Genomic DNA, 15375 nt, shown 5'->3' on the forward strand with positions numbered 1-15375 from the left:
GGCGAAGGCGCCCGCGCCCAACGCGGGCGCCGCGCGGAGGCGGGTCAGGCGAGCAGGTCGGCGATCGAGGCGACGCCGCGGCCGATGGCACCCTCGGTGAGGTGACCGAAGCCCAGCACGAGCGCCGGCGGACGCGTCGCCCCGTCGATCCGGTAGTGGCTCATGCCGTGCAGGCCGACCGAGCGGGCCATCGCCTCGCGGACGACCCGTTCCTCGTCGAGGTCGCCGGGAAGGTGGGCCACGGCGTGCAGTCCGGCGGCCAGCCCACCGACCCGCACCCGCGGCGCCCGCTGGTGCAGCGCCTCCCGCAGGACGGCCCGGCGGGCACCGTAGACCTTGCGCATCCGGCGCAGATGCCGGTCGAAGCGTCCCGACTCCAGCAGCGTGGCGAGCGCCAGCTGGTCGAGGGCCGGCGACCCCCGGTCGGCGTACCGCTTGCCGTTGCCGACGGCCGCGACGAGCCCCGGCGGGCTGAGGACCCAGCCCAGCCGCAACCCGGGCGCCAGGGACTTGCTCACCGTGCCCAGCAGGACGACCCGATCGGGCGCCAGGCCCTGGAGCGTGCCCACGGGTTCGCGGTCATAGCGGAACTCGGCGTCGTAGTCGTCCTCGATGACCAGCCCGTCCCGCTCGCGGGCCCAGGCCAGCACGGCGTGGCGCCGCTCGGGGGTCAGCACCACGCCGGTCGGCGACTGGTGGGCCGGGGTCAGGAGCACGGCCCCCGCGCCGGTCGCGGCGAGCGCGCCGACGTCGATGCCGCCCTCGTCGACCGGGACGGGCACCGCCTCGACCCCCGCCCGATGCGTGACGACGTCGCGGTAGGCCGGACCGGGCTCCTCGACCGCGACGCGACGGACGCCCCGCGCCGCCAAGGCGTCCAGCACCAGCGCGAGCCCCTGCGCGAAGCCCCCGCTGATCACCATCAGCTCCGGCTCCGCGACCGCCCCGCGCACCCGGCGCAGATAGGACGCGAGCACCTCCCGCAGCCTGCCGCTCCCCTGCGCCTCGCCGTAGCCGAACGCGGAGCCGGGCGCCCGGCGTCCGGCCTCGCCCAGCGCCCACAGCCAGTCGCGGCGCGGGAACGACGAGAGGTCGGGCTGGATCGGCCGGAAATCGACCCCGCCCGGCGGGAGCGGCGCCAGCAGCGGCGCGATCTCCGGCCGCCGGGCGACGGGCGTACTCCGGGCCCCCTCGGCCACCCGCGTCACCGAACCGGGCCTGCTGCTCAGATACCCCTCGGACTCCAGCTGCGCGTAGCAGTCGACGACCAGCCCGCGCGAGACGCCCAGCTCGGCGGCCAGCCGACGGGTGGACGGGATCCGCTCCCCCGCCTCCAGCCGTCCCGACTGGATCGCCCGGCGCAACGCGCCTTCGAGCTGGACGCGCAGCGGCTCGCCGAGCGTGCGGTCGAGCCGCAGCGACAACTCGGGATCCGAACCGGTCCACTCGACCGCCATGCGATCGGACCTTACCGGCGAACCGCCTTCCCGGCAGCCTGGAGGCAGGCGAAAGGAGAAGACATGACCGCCACGCTCGCCCGCCACCCGGCACTGGAGCAGCTCATCGAGGGGGTGCGCGAGGCCGTCGGCGTCCGCGCCGACTGGCCCGCCACCGCCGGGCTCGTCGCCGACCGGCTCCGCCGATGCCTGCCCACGCCCGCCATCCTCACCCCCGAGCAACGCCTCGGGGACCCGGACCGGGCACGCGGCCACGTGCTCCACATCGAGCCCGACTCCTCCTTCTCCGTCCTGGCCGTGGTCTGGCGGCCGGGGCAGGGCACCCGCATCCACGACCACACCACCTGGTGTGTCTTCGGCGGGCTGCAGGGCGTCGAGCACGAGATCGTGTACGACGAGGACCTGAACCCGATCGGCGAGAACGACAACCACCCCGGCGACGTCAGCGGGTTCGCCCCGCCGGGCGACATCCACAAGGTCGTCAACCGGACGTCCGTCAACGCCATCACCCTGCACATCTACGGCACGGACGTGTCCAGGATCGGCTCCAGCGTCCGCCGCTACTACAACTGAGGGGACCACCCATGGGCAAGCTGATCTACTCGATGATCACCTCACTCGACGGCTTCGTGCGCGACCGGGACGGCGACTTCGGCTGGGGCGCCCCCGAACGGGAGACCCACGAGTTCGTCAACGAGCAGATGAAAGAGATCGGCACGCACCTCTACGGCCGCCGCATGTACGAGACGATGGTCTACTGGGAGACCGCGCACCAGGACCCCGCCAACCCGCCGTTCGCCCACGCGTTCGCGCGGACCTGGCAGTCCACCGACAAGATCGTCTACTCGACCACGCTGACCGAGGCCGCGAGCGAGCGGACCCGGATCGAGCCGGCGTTCGACCCCGAGGCGGTCCGCCGGCTGAAGGCCGGATCCGACCTCGACATCGCCGTCGCGGGCCCCGTCCTGGCCGCGCAGGCGATCCGCGCCGGGCTGGTCGACGAGTACCGGCTCTACCTCGGCCCGGCGATCGTCGGCGGCGGCCATCCGTTCTTCCCGGACGGCGTCCGCGCCGACCTCGAACTGCTGGACGAGCGGCGCTTCGGCAACGGCGTGCTCTACGTGAGCTACGGCGTCAGAGGTTAGACCAGGTCGGCGTCGTGCGCGAGAAGCGCGATCTGGGTGCGGTTGTCGAGGTCGAGCTTGGTCAGAATGTGGGAGACATGGGCCTTGACCGTCGCGACGGTCATGTAGAGCTCCGCGGCGATCTCGGCGTTCGCTCGCCCCTTGGCCACCGCCAGGACGACGTCGCTCTCCCGGGGGCTGAGCGTCGCCAGCGCCGCACGAGCCTTCTGGTAGGCGTCCGCCTGGACGGCCGCGCGGTCCATCAACCTCCGGGTGACCCGCGGCGACAGGATCGGCTCGCCCGCCGCGACCTGGGTGATGGCATGGACGATCTCCCCCGGCGGCGTGTCCTTGAGCAGGAACCCCCCGGCGCCCGCGCGCAGCGCCAGCAGGATGTTCTCGTCGGAGTCGAACGTGGTCAGCACCACCACCTCGGGCGGGTCGGGCCTGCGGCGCAGCGCCCGGGTGGCGGCGATACCGTCCACCCGAGGCATCCGCAGATCCATGAGCACGACGTCCGGCGCGTGCGCGTCGGCGGCCGCGGGCACCTGGTCACCGTCGGCCGCCTCACCCACGACCGTGATGCCGTGCGTCCCGTCGAGCATCAGCGCCAGCCCCGCCCGCACCAGGGCGTCGTCGTCCACGATGAGGACGCGCAGCGGAGGGCTCACGCGGGCCATGGTAGCCAGGCACGCAGGCGGAACTCGCCGCCGGACACCTCGTGGTCGAGCCGTCCCCCGGCCAGCTGCACCCGCTCGGTCAGCCCGACCAGACCGGTGCCGGCGCCCGGCGCCAAGGCCCGGCCCTCCGACAGCGGGTTGCTGATGACGATCACAAGCCGTTCCCCAGGCCGCCCCTCCAGCAGCACCCGCACGGGACGCCCCGCCGCATGCTTGCGAGCATTCGTCAGCCCCTCCTGGACGACCCGATAGGCCGTACGCCCCGCCACGGGCGGAAGAGCAGACGGCTGGACAACACGGTCATCGAGCCGGACACGCGTCCCGGCGTCCCGCGACTCCTCGACCAGCCGAGGCAGATCCGCCAGCACGGGCTGCGGCCGCCCCTCAACAGCTTCGTCGTCCTCGCGCAGCACGCAGATCACCTCGCGCAGCTCGTCGAGCGCCTGATGTACCCCCGCCCGGACGACACCCGCCGCATGCGCCAGCTTCTCGGGCGGAGCGTCGGGACGGTACTCCAGCGCCCCCGCATACGTGGCCAGCAGCGACAGCCGGTGCGCCAGGACGTCATGCATCTCCCGGGCGATCCGCGTCCGCTCCAGGATGCGCGCTTCGGCCACCCGGCGCCCCTGCTCCGCCTCGGCCCGCCGCGCCCGCTCCCGCAACGACACCAGAAGCGCCCGCCGCGCCTGGGTCTGCGCTCCCCACCCGATCAGCGCCCCATATCCGACCGCGATCAGGACAAGCCACCACCCCAGGGAGATCCCATCGTTCGGACGCCACAACCCCTGCACCACATGGGCCGCGGCCCCGATCACCGACACCCCGACGGCCACCCGAAAATCGCGCCGCTGAGCCACCAGCAACGCGCCCAACGTCGCCAGCGGCGTAGCGGCAGGCGACACCATCGCCAGAACCGCCAGCAGCAACGCCACCCCGACCGGCCGCCGCGTCAGGACAGGCAGCAACGCGCAACCCACCACACCCACCACGACATCAAGGACCAGTACCCGCGACGCCCCATCGGCCAGATACCGCCCCCCGACCGTCAACACGACCAGGGCACCGACCCCCACGACCATCCCGGCCACCGAGACACCCCGAGCCCCAGCTCCCACCCGCCCACCACAGCTGACCTCGCCCTTCACCCCCCAAAGGCTAGCCACGCCCCCCTTCTCCCCGACACCGACCAAAGTCGGTGCCACCCCCCACCCCCAGTCGAACCGCCCCCACCCCGCCACACACAGACACCCTCACCCTGCCCGCAAGCGCCACCCGCAGACGCACCCCAAACCAACGCGCCCTTAGCACCCCGACAGCCAGCCACACAGCCACTCCTAAGCCAACAACCGGCGTCCCCACCCTGCATGGCACGCCACCCCAGCCAGCCCCCACCGTGCGCAGACGCCACCCGCGCATCCTGCATCGCCCCACCTGACGCGCCCATGAGCATCCCGGCAGTCAGCCAGGCGGCCGCGCCTCGGCCAAGAAGCGCCGTCAGCGACGTCCCCAACCGGCACACGCCACACCCACCAGCCCCGGGCCGCACCTGGACACCGCCCGCGCACCCTGCACCGCCTCGAGCCAGCCCGCCCTCGACCATCTCGACGGCTAGTCAACTGGCCGCTCCTCGGGCCAACAAACAGCGTCAGCAACGCCCCCGTCGCACCTGCGCACCCTGCACCACGCCGCCGCAACACATCCTTGAGCATCTCGATGGCCAGTCAGTCACGCCGCTCCTCGGCCAGCGACTGGCGGTCGAGGCCTCCAGCCGCTCACTCACGCGCCAACTCGGCCGGGGTGAGCGCCTGGCGTCGGTGTCGAGGGAATCCAGGCAAGGTCAGTTCCCGGCGACGCCGCCCCGCATGGGCAACTGGTCAGCCGATGCGCTCGACCGTGGCGCGGCGGATGAGGAACTTGTCGCGTCCATGTCCTCGCCGTTGATCTTCTTGGCCTGCGCTCCCTTGCGTGGCCGTCAACAAGCAGGCAGCCGAAGGCGACGAGGCGCTGAACTTCGATTTCAACTGAGCCTTAGCTCTTCCCAAAAGATCATTAAAATGAGAAAGGCCCCGCCGTGACGGCGGGGCCTTTCTGCAATATGAGTCCGGCGGTGTCCTACTCTCCCACACAGTCTCCCGTGCAGTACCATCGGCGCTGAAGGGCTTAACTTCCGGGTTCGGGATGGGACCGGGTGTTTCCCCCTCGCCAAAACCACCGAACGACCAACCCAACACCCACACACCAAAGCGGTGACGTGTTGGAAGCTTGTCGTCCAAGCGCAAGGCTCAGACATATCTAATTATCAAATTCACGGTTCCCGTTTGTTTTCTGGGAACCACACAGGGACGCGAACACGCTCAAAATCAGGACACACACTCTGCGATTGGTTTGAACGTTCAGTGTGTTCAAGCCACTCGGCCTATTAGTACCAGTCAACTCCACACCTCACGGCGCTTCCATTTCTGGCCTATCAACCCAATCGTCTCTTGGGGGCCTTACACCCACAAAGGGGTGGGAGAACTCATCTTGAGGAAGGCTTCCCGCTTAGATGCTTTCAGCGGTTATCCCGACCGAACGTAGCCAACCAGCCGTGCCCCTGGCGGGACAACTGGCACACCAGAGGTTCGTCCGTCCCGGTCCTCTCGTACTAGGGACAGACCCTCTCAATTCTCCTACGCGCGCAGCGGATAGGGACCGAACTGTCTCGCGACGTTCTAAACCCAGCTCGCGTGCCGCTTTAATGGGCGAACAGCCCAACCCTTGGGACCTACTCCAGCCCCAGGATGCGACGAGCCGACATCGAGGTGCCAAACCATCCCGTCGATATGGACTCTTGGGGAAGATCAGCCTGTTATCCCCGGGGTACCTTTTAGCCGTTGAGCGACACCGCTTCCACACGCCGGTGCCGGATCACTAGGCCCTGCTTTCGCACCTGCTCGACCTGTCGGTCTCACAGTCAAGCTCCCTTGTGCCCTTGCACTCGCCACCTGATTGCCAACCAGGCTGAGGGAACCTTTGGGCGCCTCCGTTACTCTTTGGGAGGCAACCGCCCCAGTTAAACTACCCACCAGGCACTGTCCCCCACCCGGATCCACGGGTGCGGGTTAGACGCTCAAAACGACCAGAGTGGTATTTCACCAACGACTCCACCCAAACTGGCGTCTGAGTTTCACAGTCTCCCACCTATCCTACACAAGACGCTCCAAACGCCAATGCCAAGCTATAGTGAAGGTCCCGGGGTCTTTCCGTCCTGCTGCGCGAAACGAGCATCTTTACTCGTACTGCAATTTCGCCGGGCCTGTGGTTGAGACAGCGGGGAAGTCGTTACGCCATTCGTGCAGGTCGGAACTTACCCGACAAGGAATTTCGCTACCTTAGGATGGTTATAGTTACCACCGCCGTTTACCGGCGCTTAGATTCTCAGCCTCGACCCTTACGGGTCTAACCGGTCCTCTTAACGTTCCGGCACCGGGCAGGCGTCAGTCCGTATACCGCGTCTTACGACTTCGCACGGACCTGTGTTTTTAGTAAACAGTCGCTTCCCCCTGGCCTCTGCGACCCCACCCAGCTCCCACCGCAAGGGTGCTCACCGGGCGTGGTCCCCCTTCTCCCAAAGTTACGGGGGCAATTTGCCGAGTTCCTTAACCACAGTTCACCCGATCGCCTTGGTATTCTCTACCTGACCACCTGAGTCGGTTTGGGGTACGGGCCGCCGGTACACTCACTAGAGGCTTTTCTCGGCAGCATGGGATCACTCACTTCACCTAAAACGGCTCGGCATCACCTCTCACCCTTAACGGTGTGCGGATTTACCTACACACCGGGCTACAGGCTTACCCCAGGACAACCATCGCCTGGGCTGAGCTACCCTCCTGCGTCACCCCATCGCTCACCTACTACCCCCTCGGGCCCCACGCTCCCCCCACCACAGGTCCGAAGACCCACAGCAGAGATCGGGTGGTTAGCATCAGAGGGTTCAGCGTTGGCGCATACCAGCGGGTACGGGAATATCAACCCGTTGTCCATCGACTACGCCTGTCGGCCTCGCCTTAGGTCCCGACTTACCCTGGGCGGATTAGCCTGCCCCAGGAACCCTTGGTCATCCGGCGCACACGTTTCTCACGTGTGATTCGCTACTCATGCCTGCATTCTCACTCCCACAGCCTCCACCACTCGATCACTCGGCGGCTTCACCGGCTGCAGGACGCTCCCCTACCCACCCCAACAAGTTGGAGTGCCACGGCTTCGGCGGTGTGCTTGAGCCCCGCTACATTGTCGGCGCGGAATCACTTGACCAGTGAGCTATTACGCACTCTTTCAAGGATGGCTGCTTCTAAGCCAACCTCCTGGTTGTCACGGCAACTCCACATCCTTTACCACTTAGCACACGCTTAGGGGCCTTAGCCGATGATCTGGGCTGTTTCCCTCTCGACTACGAAGCTTATCCCCCGCAGTCTCACTGCCACGCTCTCACTTACCGGCATTCGGAGTTTGGCTGACGTCAGTAACCTTGTAGGGCCCATTAGCCATCCAGTAGCTCTACCTCCGGCAAGAAACACGCAACGCTGCACCTAAATGCATTTCGGGGAGAACCAGCTATCACGGAGTTTGATTGGCCTTTCACCCCTAACCACAGGTCATCCCCCAGGTTTTCAACCCTGGTGGGTTCGGGCCTCCACACCGTCTTACCGGCGCTTCACCCTGCCCATGGCTAGATCACCCCGCTTCGGGTCTACAGCATGCGACTAAAACGCCCTATTCAGACTCGCTTTCGCTACGGCTACCCGACACCGGTTAACCTCGCCACACACCATAACTCGCAGGCTCATTCTTCAAAAGGCACGCCATCACCAAACAAAAACACAAGTGTCCTTGTAGGAGGCTCTGACGGCTTGTAGGCACACGGTTTCAGGTACTATTTCACGACCCCTCACCGGGGCACTTTTCACCTTTCCCTCACGGTACTGGTCCGCTATCGGTCATCAGGAAGTATTCAGCCTTACCACGTGGTCGTGGCAGATTCACACGGGATTTCACGGGCCCCGTGCTACTCGGGAACACACCAGAAAGGCAACGCAATTTCGTCTACCGGACTCTCACCGTCTACGGTCGGCCATCCCAAGCCGTTCAACTATCACGTCACTTTATAACTTCCTGCCAGACTGGTAGATCTAGCCAGGTGGTCCCACAACCCCGCACACGCAACCCCTACCAGGTATCACACGCGCACGGTTTAGGCTCCTCCGCTTTCGCTCACCACTACTCACGGAATCACAATTGTTTTCTCTTCCTGCGGGTACTGAGATGTTTCACTTCCCCGCGTTCCCACCAACCGCCCTATACATTCAGACGGCGGCGACACCCCATGACGAGTGCCAGGTTTCCCCATTCGGAAATCCCCGGATCAAAGTCTGGTTGCCGACTCCCCGAGGCATATCGCAGGCTCCCACGTCCTTCATCGGCTCCTGATGCCAAGGCATCCACCGTATGCCCTTAAAAACTTGAACACACAAAACGATCAAACAAATCGCAGAGAGAACCCCAAACCCCCAAAAAAGAGAGTCCAGAGCTCTATCAGAGATGCTCGCGTCCACTGTGTAGTTCTCAAAAAACAAGCAGGCCCACCAAACCTCACCCCAACCAAGAAGCAAGAATCTGGTCCCGCAATCCAGAAGAAAAAACCCAGCCCCAACCCACCACCCACAAGGTGATGATCTGGGGCTGAAGGGTCCGTTTCCTCAGGACCCAACAGCGTGTCCAACCAGCCTCCCGCCCAAGCTTGCCGTTCCCACTCCCCAAAAGAGGGGCGGTACTAGCCAAGTCACACAGGAAGACTTGCTGAGTAGCCAGTGCTCCACATCTATGAGCAGCTGCCCGGCAGACATTCGCTACCGAAGACAGCCACCGACTCGAACCCTCCAGGGAGGCGTACGAGCCAGTTAGTGCTCCTTAGAAAGGAGGTGATCCAGCCGCACCTTCCGGTACGGCTACCTTGTTACGACTTCGTCCCAATCGCCGGCCCCACCTTCGACCGCTCCCCCCACAAGTGGTTGGGCCACGGGCTTCGGGTGTTGCCGACTTTCGTGACGTGACGGGCGGTGTGTACAAGGCCCGGGAACGTATTCACCGCAGCGTTGCTGATCTGCGATTACTAGCGACTCCGACTTCATGGGGTCGAGTTGCAGACCCCAATCCGAACTGAGACCGGCTTTAAGGGATTCGCTCCACCTTACGGTATCGCAGCCCTCTGTACCGGCCATTGTAGCATGTTTGCAGCCCAAGACATAAGGGGCATGATGACTTGACGTCATCCCCACCTTCCTCCGAGTTGACCCCGGCGGTCTCCCATGAGTCCCCACCATAACGTGCTGGCAACATGGAACGAGGGTTGCGCTCGTTGCGGGACTTAACCCAACATCTCACGACACGAGCTGACGACAGCCATGCACCACCTGTCACCGGCCCAAAAAGGACCCACCATCTCTGATGGTTTTCCGGCGATGTCAAGCCTTGGTAAGGTTCTTCGCGTTGCGTCGAATTAAGCAACATGCTCCGCCGCTTGTGCGGGCCCCCGTCAATTCCTTTGAGTTTTAGCCTTGCGGCCGTACTCCCCAGGCGGGGCGCTTAATGCGTTAGCTACGGCGCGGAATCCGTGGAAGAACCCCACACCTAGCGCCCAACGTTTACGGCGTGGACTACCAGGGTATCTAATCCTGTTCGCTCCCCACGCTTTCGCTCCTCAGCGTCAGTACAGGCCCAGAGCACCGCCTTCGCCACCGGTGTTCCTCCCGATATCTGCGCATTTCACCGCTACACCGGGAATTCCATGCTCCCCTACCTGCCTCTAGTCTGCCCGTATCCACCGCAGACCCACAGTTAAGCCGTGGGCTTTCACGACGGACGCAACAAACCGCCTACGAGCTCTTTACGCCCAATAATTCCGGACAACGCTTGCGCCCTACGTATTACCGCGGCTGCTGGCACGTAGTTAGCCGGCGCTTCTTCTGCAGGTACCGTCACGTTAGCTTCGTCCCTGCTGAAAGAGGTTTACAACCCGAAGGCCGTCATCCCCCACGCGGCGTCGCTGCGTCAGGCTTCCGCCCATTGCGCAATATTCCCCACTGCTGCCTCCCGTAGGAGTCTGGGCCGTGTCTCAGTCCCAGTGTGACCGGTCGCCCTCTCAGGCCGGTTACCCGTCGTCGCCTTGGTAGGCCATCACCCCACCAACAAGCTGATAGGCCGCGAGCCCATCCCCAACCGAAAAACTTTCCACCACCAAACCATGCGATCAGTGGTTATATCCGGTATTAGACCCAGTTTCCCAGGCTTATCCCAGAGTCAGGGGCAGGTTGCTCACGTGTTACTCACCCGTTCGCCGCTCGAGTACCCCCGAAGGGGCCTTTCCGCTCGACTTGCATGTGTTAAGCACGCCGCCAGCGTTCGTCCTGAGCCAGGATCAAACTCTCCATTAAGGTCCAAACGACAAGCTCCGGGGGCGAACCCGGAACCCGCCAAACCCTATGAGTGAAACATCCTGACAATACAAACCCCTCCAACAGAGGGGCTGCTTGCCTCAAAGAAATCCCCACCACCATCCCTCGCAACGAGAAACAGTGGCCACGGGGCGACCAAGACCCTCACAAAGAAGGCCCTGGCCTATAAAGGCACTGGCTTTTAACACGCTGTTGAGTTCTCAAGAAACGGACACCCACCGCGCCCACACTCACTTTCGCGAGGCTGGCTCCGGGGCAACCCTTCTACCTTACCGGGCGAATCTTCGCTGTCAAGTAGATCCGGTGAAGATCTTTTGACGGCTGGACTCGCCTGAACCCGCACATCAATGTCGGCGTGCCAGAGGCCGCCTAGATCGACTTGCAGGGAGTGCCCTCCGGGCCGGCCACCTTGCGGCGTCCTGCGTCCCGTCTCGGGCTGACTTAGCCATCGTACAGCAGTCCGAGCGAAGCTCGAACCCGTTTTCCGGCTGGATCCTCAGAGGCCGTCCGCCTGTCGGCGTCCCGTCATCCCCGTGAGGCACTGAAAACTCTACGAGCCCCCCAAGGGGAGCGTCAAATCGCGCCAGTCACTCAAGACTCGATAGAAGGCTTTCGCATCTTTGGCACAGCAAATCATCCCAGGTCACGCATTATGTGCTGGAGTTCACATTGAGGTACGGTTCGGTCGACCGCATCGCCTGAGGGCGGCTCTTCGCCCAGGTTTCGAAGCGGCGTCGTCGCCCCGTGTCGGCTTCGGGTCGAGTCAGGAGGACCCCGCATGAGCGCATCCGCCACTGTTCGTCACTCTCCCGAGCGTCTGGTCGTCGCGGCGACCATGGGCCCGACTGCACACGACGTCCACGCGTGGCGGCTGAAGGTACTACCGGACCTGATCGAGGTCCGTGCCGATCCGGCGCGGTTCCGACCGGCGCACGATCCGCGGGGACGCGACGTCCACCGAAGTTGCGGCGCGGTCCTGATCAACCTGCGTTTGGCGGCGGCGCAGCTCGGGTGCGCGGCGGTCGTGCGATTGCTGCCCGATCCTGAGCGCCCGACGCTCCTGGCGACCGTTCGCCTCGCGGGCAGGCATCGCGTGACGCGTTCGGAGAGGCTTCTCTACGCTGCCACGCTCAGCCCGTCCCGTATGCGCGACCGTACGCACGGCGCACCTGTGCCACTACCGGTCCTCAACGAACTCGCGGGCGCAGCCCGCCTTGAAGGGGCGACGCTGCATCGCCTCCCTGGTGAAGGCGCCACCAAGGCAGTTCTCACGGTTCGGGGGGACTCCCCCGCCGATTGGCTCCGCGCCGGTCAGGCCCTGCAACGCGTGCTGCTCAGCGCCGCCGTCCGTTCCGTCGGCGTCTCTGCGGCAACACCGGACGGGACCCTGGGCATCGAGACCCTCGTCCAGCCCGGGGACGTCCCCCAGGTGACGCTCGACCTCACCCGTCGCCCGCCCACGAACACGTCCTGCCCCACCCCACCGGCCCAGTCGACGGACCACCGCCAGCGGCAGCCCCAACGCCTCGTCTGACCTCCCCCGGGCGTGGCGGCAGCGCTGCTTGGTGCTAGTCCAGGCGGCGAAAGGTCGAGAGCACGAATGACAAGGGCACCGTCAAGGGCTCGGCCAGAGGCTCTATTCGTCGGCGGAGTTCGTCTGGCGGGATGTGGTGCGCGCTGGGGCCCATGCCGACCAACGTGGCGGCTTCGGCGTGGTCGAGGGCGACCTCGACGTCCAGGCCCTCGCGAGACTCCAGAGCGAAGTGCCCGGCAAGGCTCGCTTCGAGGCGGTCGTCCTTGTGCTCGTCGACCGAGATCAGGCCGAGGGCTTCTACCAGCGGTCCCAGGTGCCGGACGGACGGTGTGAGCGTCAGGAGCGCTCCGCCGCGTCCCAGCACCCGGTGGAATTCGGGAGCGTTGCGCGGTGCGAAGACGTTGACGATCGCGTCCACCGCCCCCGTACGCACCGGGAGAGGACGCCAGAGGTCGGCCACCACGGCGCCTGCACGCGGATGCGCCCGAGCGGCTCGTCGCGCCGCGTGCTTGGAGATGTCCATGGCCAGACCGACCGCCCCGGGGACCCGGTCCAGAACACCCGAGAGGTAGTACCCCGTCCCAGCGCCAGCGTCCAAGACACAGCCTGCGCTCCCCATAGCGGAGACCGCGCGTTCCGCAAGGAGCTTCGCGGGTGCGGTGAAGTGCCCCGCGCTCAGAAACGTGTCGCGAGCGCGCACCATGTCCTGGGTGTCTGCCGTCCCCGCACGCGCGTTCCCGGGGAGGAGATTGGCATAGCCCTGGCGAGCGACGTCGAAGGTGTGCCCGTCCGCGCAGCGCAAGGCGCTCGCCTGGAGTTCAAGGTCAGCCCCACATACGGGACACACCAGGTAGTCGACGACATCAGCCAGCATCCGTCCATCATCGAGCATCCCTCACCGTCACCACGCCACCATCGGGCAGCGACGTCGCCTCACGACGTCCAGTCCCCGAGTTCGCCACAAGCGCCACGGCGGGCGATGCATCCGTCACCGCGCGAACCATTGTCCGGCGGGTCCCGACGACCCGCGGCGTAGGCATCTGCTTCGGGGACGGCTGGCCCAGATCTCGTTCGGCAGTGAGACTTCCACCCGAGAATCGCGGCGGATCGCCTTGATCGCGCTGGAGTCACGGCGGCCCGTGGCGACGCCGGGCCAGGGCGACGCCAAGAGCGCAGCGATGCCGGCGCCGGGGGCGACGTCTGGGCCACGCCTGACCCGGGACGACGCCAGCCCGGGCGGCGCCGGGCCCAGGGCGGCGCCAGCGCCCGAAGCGAGGCCAGGACGGGACGACGCCAGGCCCAGAGCGACGCCAGGCCCGGGAGCGGCGTCTGCCCTAGGACGAGGCCAGGGCCGGGGGATGCTGGGCAGGGCGGCACCAATTTGCGTGGGCGCTGTGTTTGGGGCGGCCTGGCGACCGGCCGGTGGTGTTGCGAGGGTCACACGCGCTCGAGCTTGCGGGCGGGTCGGTGCGTTCCCACGCCTAGCGGGCGTCCAGGTGTGTGTTTGGCTGGACGCCCGCCTGCGGAGGTGAGGAGGACGCGAGCTGACGACCCCGCTGGGGTCGTTAGCGGTCGGTCAGGACTTCAGGCGGCGGCGGACGTCGTCCATGTCGAGGTCGCGCACCTGTTCGATCACGTTCTCCAGGACGGAGTCCGGGAGGGCGCCCGGCTCGGCGAAGACGATGACGCCCTCGCGGATCGCCATGAGCGTGGGGATCGAGGAGATCCCGAATCGCTCGGACAGCTCCGGCTGGGCCTCGGTGTCGATCTTGCCGAACACGATGTCCTGGTGCTTGTCGGCCGCCTTCTCGAAGATGGGCGCGAACCGGCGGCAGGGTCCGCACCAGGCGGCCCAGAAGTCGACCAGCACGATCCCGTCGCCCTGGGCGACCTCGTCGAAGTTGTCCGCGGTCAGTGTGACCGTCGCCATGTCGTCTTCTCCTCAATCGGGGTATCAGAACGTTAGGAGCGGCGAACCGCCTCGCAGTATTCCCCAGTTGGGAATCACAGCACCGTGATTCTCGTTGTCCCACTAGGGAATCGCACCGGAGAAGGGTCAGGATGGCTGCAACCCGTACCAAGGGCGAAAGGATCGACACCCCCGACAAGGACCTCGTCGGGGCGTACCTCGATCGGATCGGCCGCACGCCGCTGCTCGACGCGGTGGAAGAGGTCGATCTGGCCAAGGCGATCGAGGGGGGCCTGTACGCCGAACAGCTTCTGGAGCAGGGCACGCCGCCCGAAGGCGCGTCCCTGGAGGAGCTGAGCGAGCTGGTCGAGGCCGGGCTGAGCGCCAAACAGCGCTTCGTCGAGGCGAACCTGCGCCTCGTGGTCTCGATCGCCCGCAAATACCCCACCGACTCTCTGCCGCTCATCGACCTCATCCAGGAGGGCAACCTCGGGTTGATGCGCGCCGTCGAGAAGTTCGACTACCAGCGCGGTTACAAGTTCTCCACCTACGCTACGTGGTGGATCCGGCAGGCGATCGGGCGTGGCCTCAGTCACACCGCCCGGACGATCCGGTTGCCCGTCCATGTGGAGGAGGAGCTCTCGCGTCTGCGCCGGGCCGAGCGGCAGCTCAGCCGCGATTTCGGCCGCGAGCCCACCAAGGACGAGCTGGCCCAGGCGCTGGGCGCCGAGCCCGAGCACGTTTCGGAGCTGATGCGCTGGCGGCGCGACCCCGCGAGCCTGGACGCCACCGTGGACGACGCCGGTGAGACCCCCATGGGCGACCTACTGGAAGACCCCGAGGCGATCACTCCCGAGGCCGAGATTCTCGCGCTGGACGACGTCGAGGGCCTGGCCCGGCTGCTCGATCGCCTTCCGGAGCGGGAGTCGGCCATCCTGCGTGCCCGGTTCGGCATGGACAGCGGCCAGCCGCTGTCGTACGCCCAGATCGGGGCCAGGTACGGGCTGAGCCACAACCGCGTCCGGCAGATCACCGACCGTTCCCTGCGCCGCCTGCGGCAGATGGCCAACGAGGCCGATCTGTCCGGGCGCCGGGCGCTGTCGGAGCCGCAGTCGACGGGCTCCCGGGTCGCGGCATGAGATCGAACGCCGTTCGGTCTCATGCCGGTACGCCGGAAGTGC

Annotated in this window: 9 protein-coding genes, 3 rRNA genes and 1 pseudogene; 4 read left to right on the top strand and 9 right to left on the bottom strand. The window is 66.0% G+C overall.

The annotated features are described in order from the left end of the window. Window positions 1–44 precede the first annotated feature (44 nt). Complete coding sequence (locus ACQPY4_RS23965; RefSeq protein ID WP_433324220.1) at window positions 45–1457, bottom strand: PLP-dependent aminotransferase family protein; 1413 nt, start codon at window positions 1455–1457, stop codon at window positions 45–47. Between the two features lie 63 nt (window positions 1458–1520). On the opposite strand from ACQPY4_RS23965, the gene ACQPY4_RS23970 reads away from it, so the two are divergent. Together ACQPY4_RS23970 and ACQPY4_RS23975 are read left to right on the top strand one after the other, a co-directional pair. Further along, window positions 1521–2030, top strand: coding sequence for a cysteine dioxygenase (locus ACQPY4_RS23970; protein WP_433324222.1), 510 nt, complete (start codon window positions 1521–1523; stop codon window positions 2028–2030). Window positions 2031–2041: 11 nt separating this feature from the next. After that, window positions 2042–2602, top strand: a complete 561-nt coding sequence (locus tag ACQPY4_RS23975; protein ID WP_433324224.1) for a dihydrofolate reductase family protein — start codon at window positions 2042–2044, stop codon at window positions 2600–2602. Here ACQPY4_RS23975 and ACQPY4_RS23980 read toward each other — a convergent pair. The 5 genes from ACQPY4_RS23980 to ACQPY4_RS24000 form a co-directional block, all read right to left on the bottom strand. Continuing rightward, complete coding sequence (locus tag ACQPY4_RS23980; protein WP_433324226.1) at window positions 2599–3261, bottom strand: response regulator; 663 nt, start codon at window positions 3259–3261, stop codon at window positions 2599–2601. The genes ACQPY4_RS23975 and ACQPY4_RS23980 overlap by 4 nt on opposite strands. Continuing rightward, window positions 3249–4340, bottom strand: a complete 1092-nt coding sequence (locus ACQPY4_RS23985) for a sensor histidine kinase (protein ID WP_433338992.1) — start codon at window positions 4338–4340, stop codon at window positions 3249–3251. The genes ACQPY4_RS23980 and ACQPY4_RS23985 overlap by 13 nt, the downstream gene beginning before the upstream one ends. Before the next feature lie 1020 nt (window positions 4341–5360). Further along, window positions 5361–5477, bottom strand: a 5S ribosomal RNA gene (rrf, locus tag ACQPY4_RS23990). A 182-nt stretch (window positions 5478–5659) separates the two neighbouring features. Then, a 23S ribosomal RNA gene (locus ACQPY4_RS23995) occupies window positions 5660–8765 on the bottom strand. A gap of 446 nt (window positions 8766–9211) precedes the next feature. After that, window positions 9212–10730 (bottom strand): 16S ribosomal RNA (locus tag ACQPY4_RS24000). Together the 16S, 23S and 5S rRNA genes form the textbook arrangement of a ribosomal RNA operon. A 799-nt stretch (window positions 10731–11529) precedes the next feature. On the opposite strand from ACQPY4_RS24000, the gene ACQPY4_RS24005 reads away from it, so the two are divergent. Further along, the gene (locus tag ACQPY4_RS24005; protein ID WP_433324228.1) at window positions 11530–12285 is read left to right on the top strand and encodes a hypothetical protein; all 756 of its coding nucleotides are present in this window, start codon (window positions 11530–11532) and stop codon (window positions 12283–12285) included. A 34-nt stretch (window positions 12286–12319) separates the two neighbouring features. On the opposite strand, the gene ACQPY4_RS24010 is transcribed toward ACQPY4_RS24005, so the two are convergent. The 3 genes and pseudogenes from ACQPY4_RS24010 to trxA all read right to left on the bottom strand — a co-directional run bounded on the left by ACQPY4_RS24010 (window position 12320) and on the right by trxA (window position 14215). Then, on the bottom strand, window positions 12320–12883 hold the full coding sequence (locus tag ACQPY4_RS24010) for a methyltransferase domain-containing protein (protein ID WP_433338994.1): 564 nt from the start codon (window positions 12881–12883) through the stop codon (window positions 12320–12322). Window positions 12884–13072: 189 nt separating this feature from the next. Then, window positions 13073–13177, bottom strand: a pseudogene (locus ACQPY4_RS24015) (methyltransferase type 11); the annotation flags it as partial. A gap of 684 nt (window positions 13178–13861) precedes the next feature. After that, window positions 13862–14215 carry a thioredoxin gene (trxA, locus tag ACQPY4_RS24020; RefSeq protein WP_433324230.1) on the bottom strand — a complete coding sequence of 118 codons (354 nt, stop codon included), beginning with the start codon at window positions 14213–14215 and terminating at the stop codon, window positions 13862–13864. 131 nt (window positions 14216–14346) lie between these two features. On the opposite strand from trxA, the gene ACQPY4_RS24025 reads away from it, so the two are divergent. Continuing rightward, window positions 14347–15333: a sigma-70 family RNA polymerase sigma factor gene (locus tag ACQPY4_RS24025; protein WP_433324232.1), complete on the top strand. Its 987-nt coding sequence runs from the start codon at window positions 14347–14349 to the stop codon at window positions 15331–15333. Window positions 15334–15375: the final 42 nt, after the last annotated feature.

The organism is Spirillospora sp. CA-294931 (genome assembly GCF_050946795.1).
Lineage (GTDB): Bacteria > Actinomycetota > Actinomycetes > Streptosporangiales > Streptosporangiaceae > Spirillospora.

Coding starts and splice junctions, on each gene's coding strand:
- ACQPY4_RS24025 (WP_433324232.1), top strand. CDS start 14,347: ATGGCTGCAACCCGTACCAAGGGCGAAAGGATCGACACCCCCGACAAG.
- ACQPY4_RS23985 (WP_433338992.1), bottom strand. CDS start 4,340: ATGGTCGTGGGGGTCGGTGCCCTGGTCGTGTTGACGGTCGGGGGGCGG.
- trxA (WP_433324230.1), bottom strand. CDS start 14,215: ATGGCGACGGTCACACTGACCGCGGACAACTTCGACGAGGTCGCCCAG.
- ACQPY4_RS24005 (WP_433324228.1), top strand. CDS start 11,530: ATGAGCGCATCCGCCACTGTTCGTCACTCTCCCGAGCGTCTGGTCGTC.
- ACQPY4_RS23980 (WP_433324226.1), bottom strand. CDS start 3,261: ATGGCCCGCGTGAGCCCTCCGCTGCGCGTCCTCATCGTGGACGACGAC.
- ACQPY4_RS23975 (WP_433324224.1), top strand. CDS start 2,042: ATGGGCAAGCTGATCTACTCGATGATCACCTCACTCGACGGCTTCGTG.
- ACQPY4_RS23970 (WP_433324222.1), top strand. CDS start 1,521: ATGACCGCCACGCTCGCCCGCCACCCGGCACTGGAGCAGCTCATCGAG.
- ACQPY4_RS23965 (WP_433324220.1), bottom strand. CDS start 1,457: ATGGCGGTCGAGTGGACCGGTTCGGATCCCGAGTTGTCGCTGCGGCTC.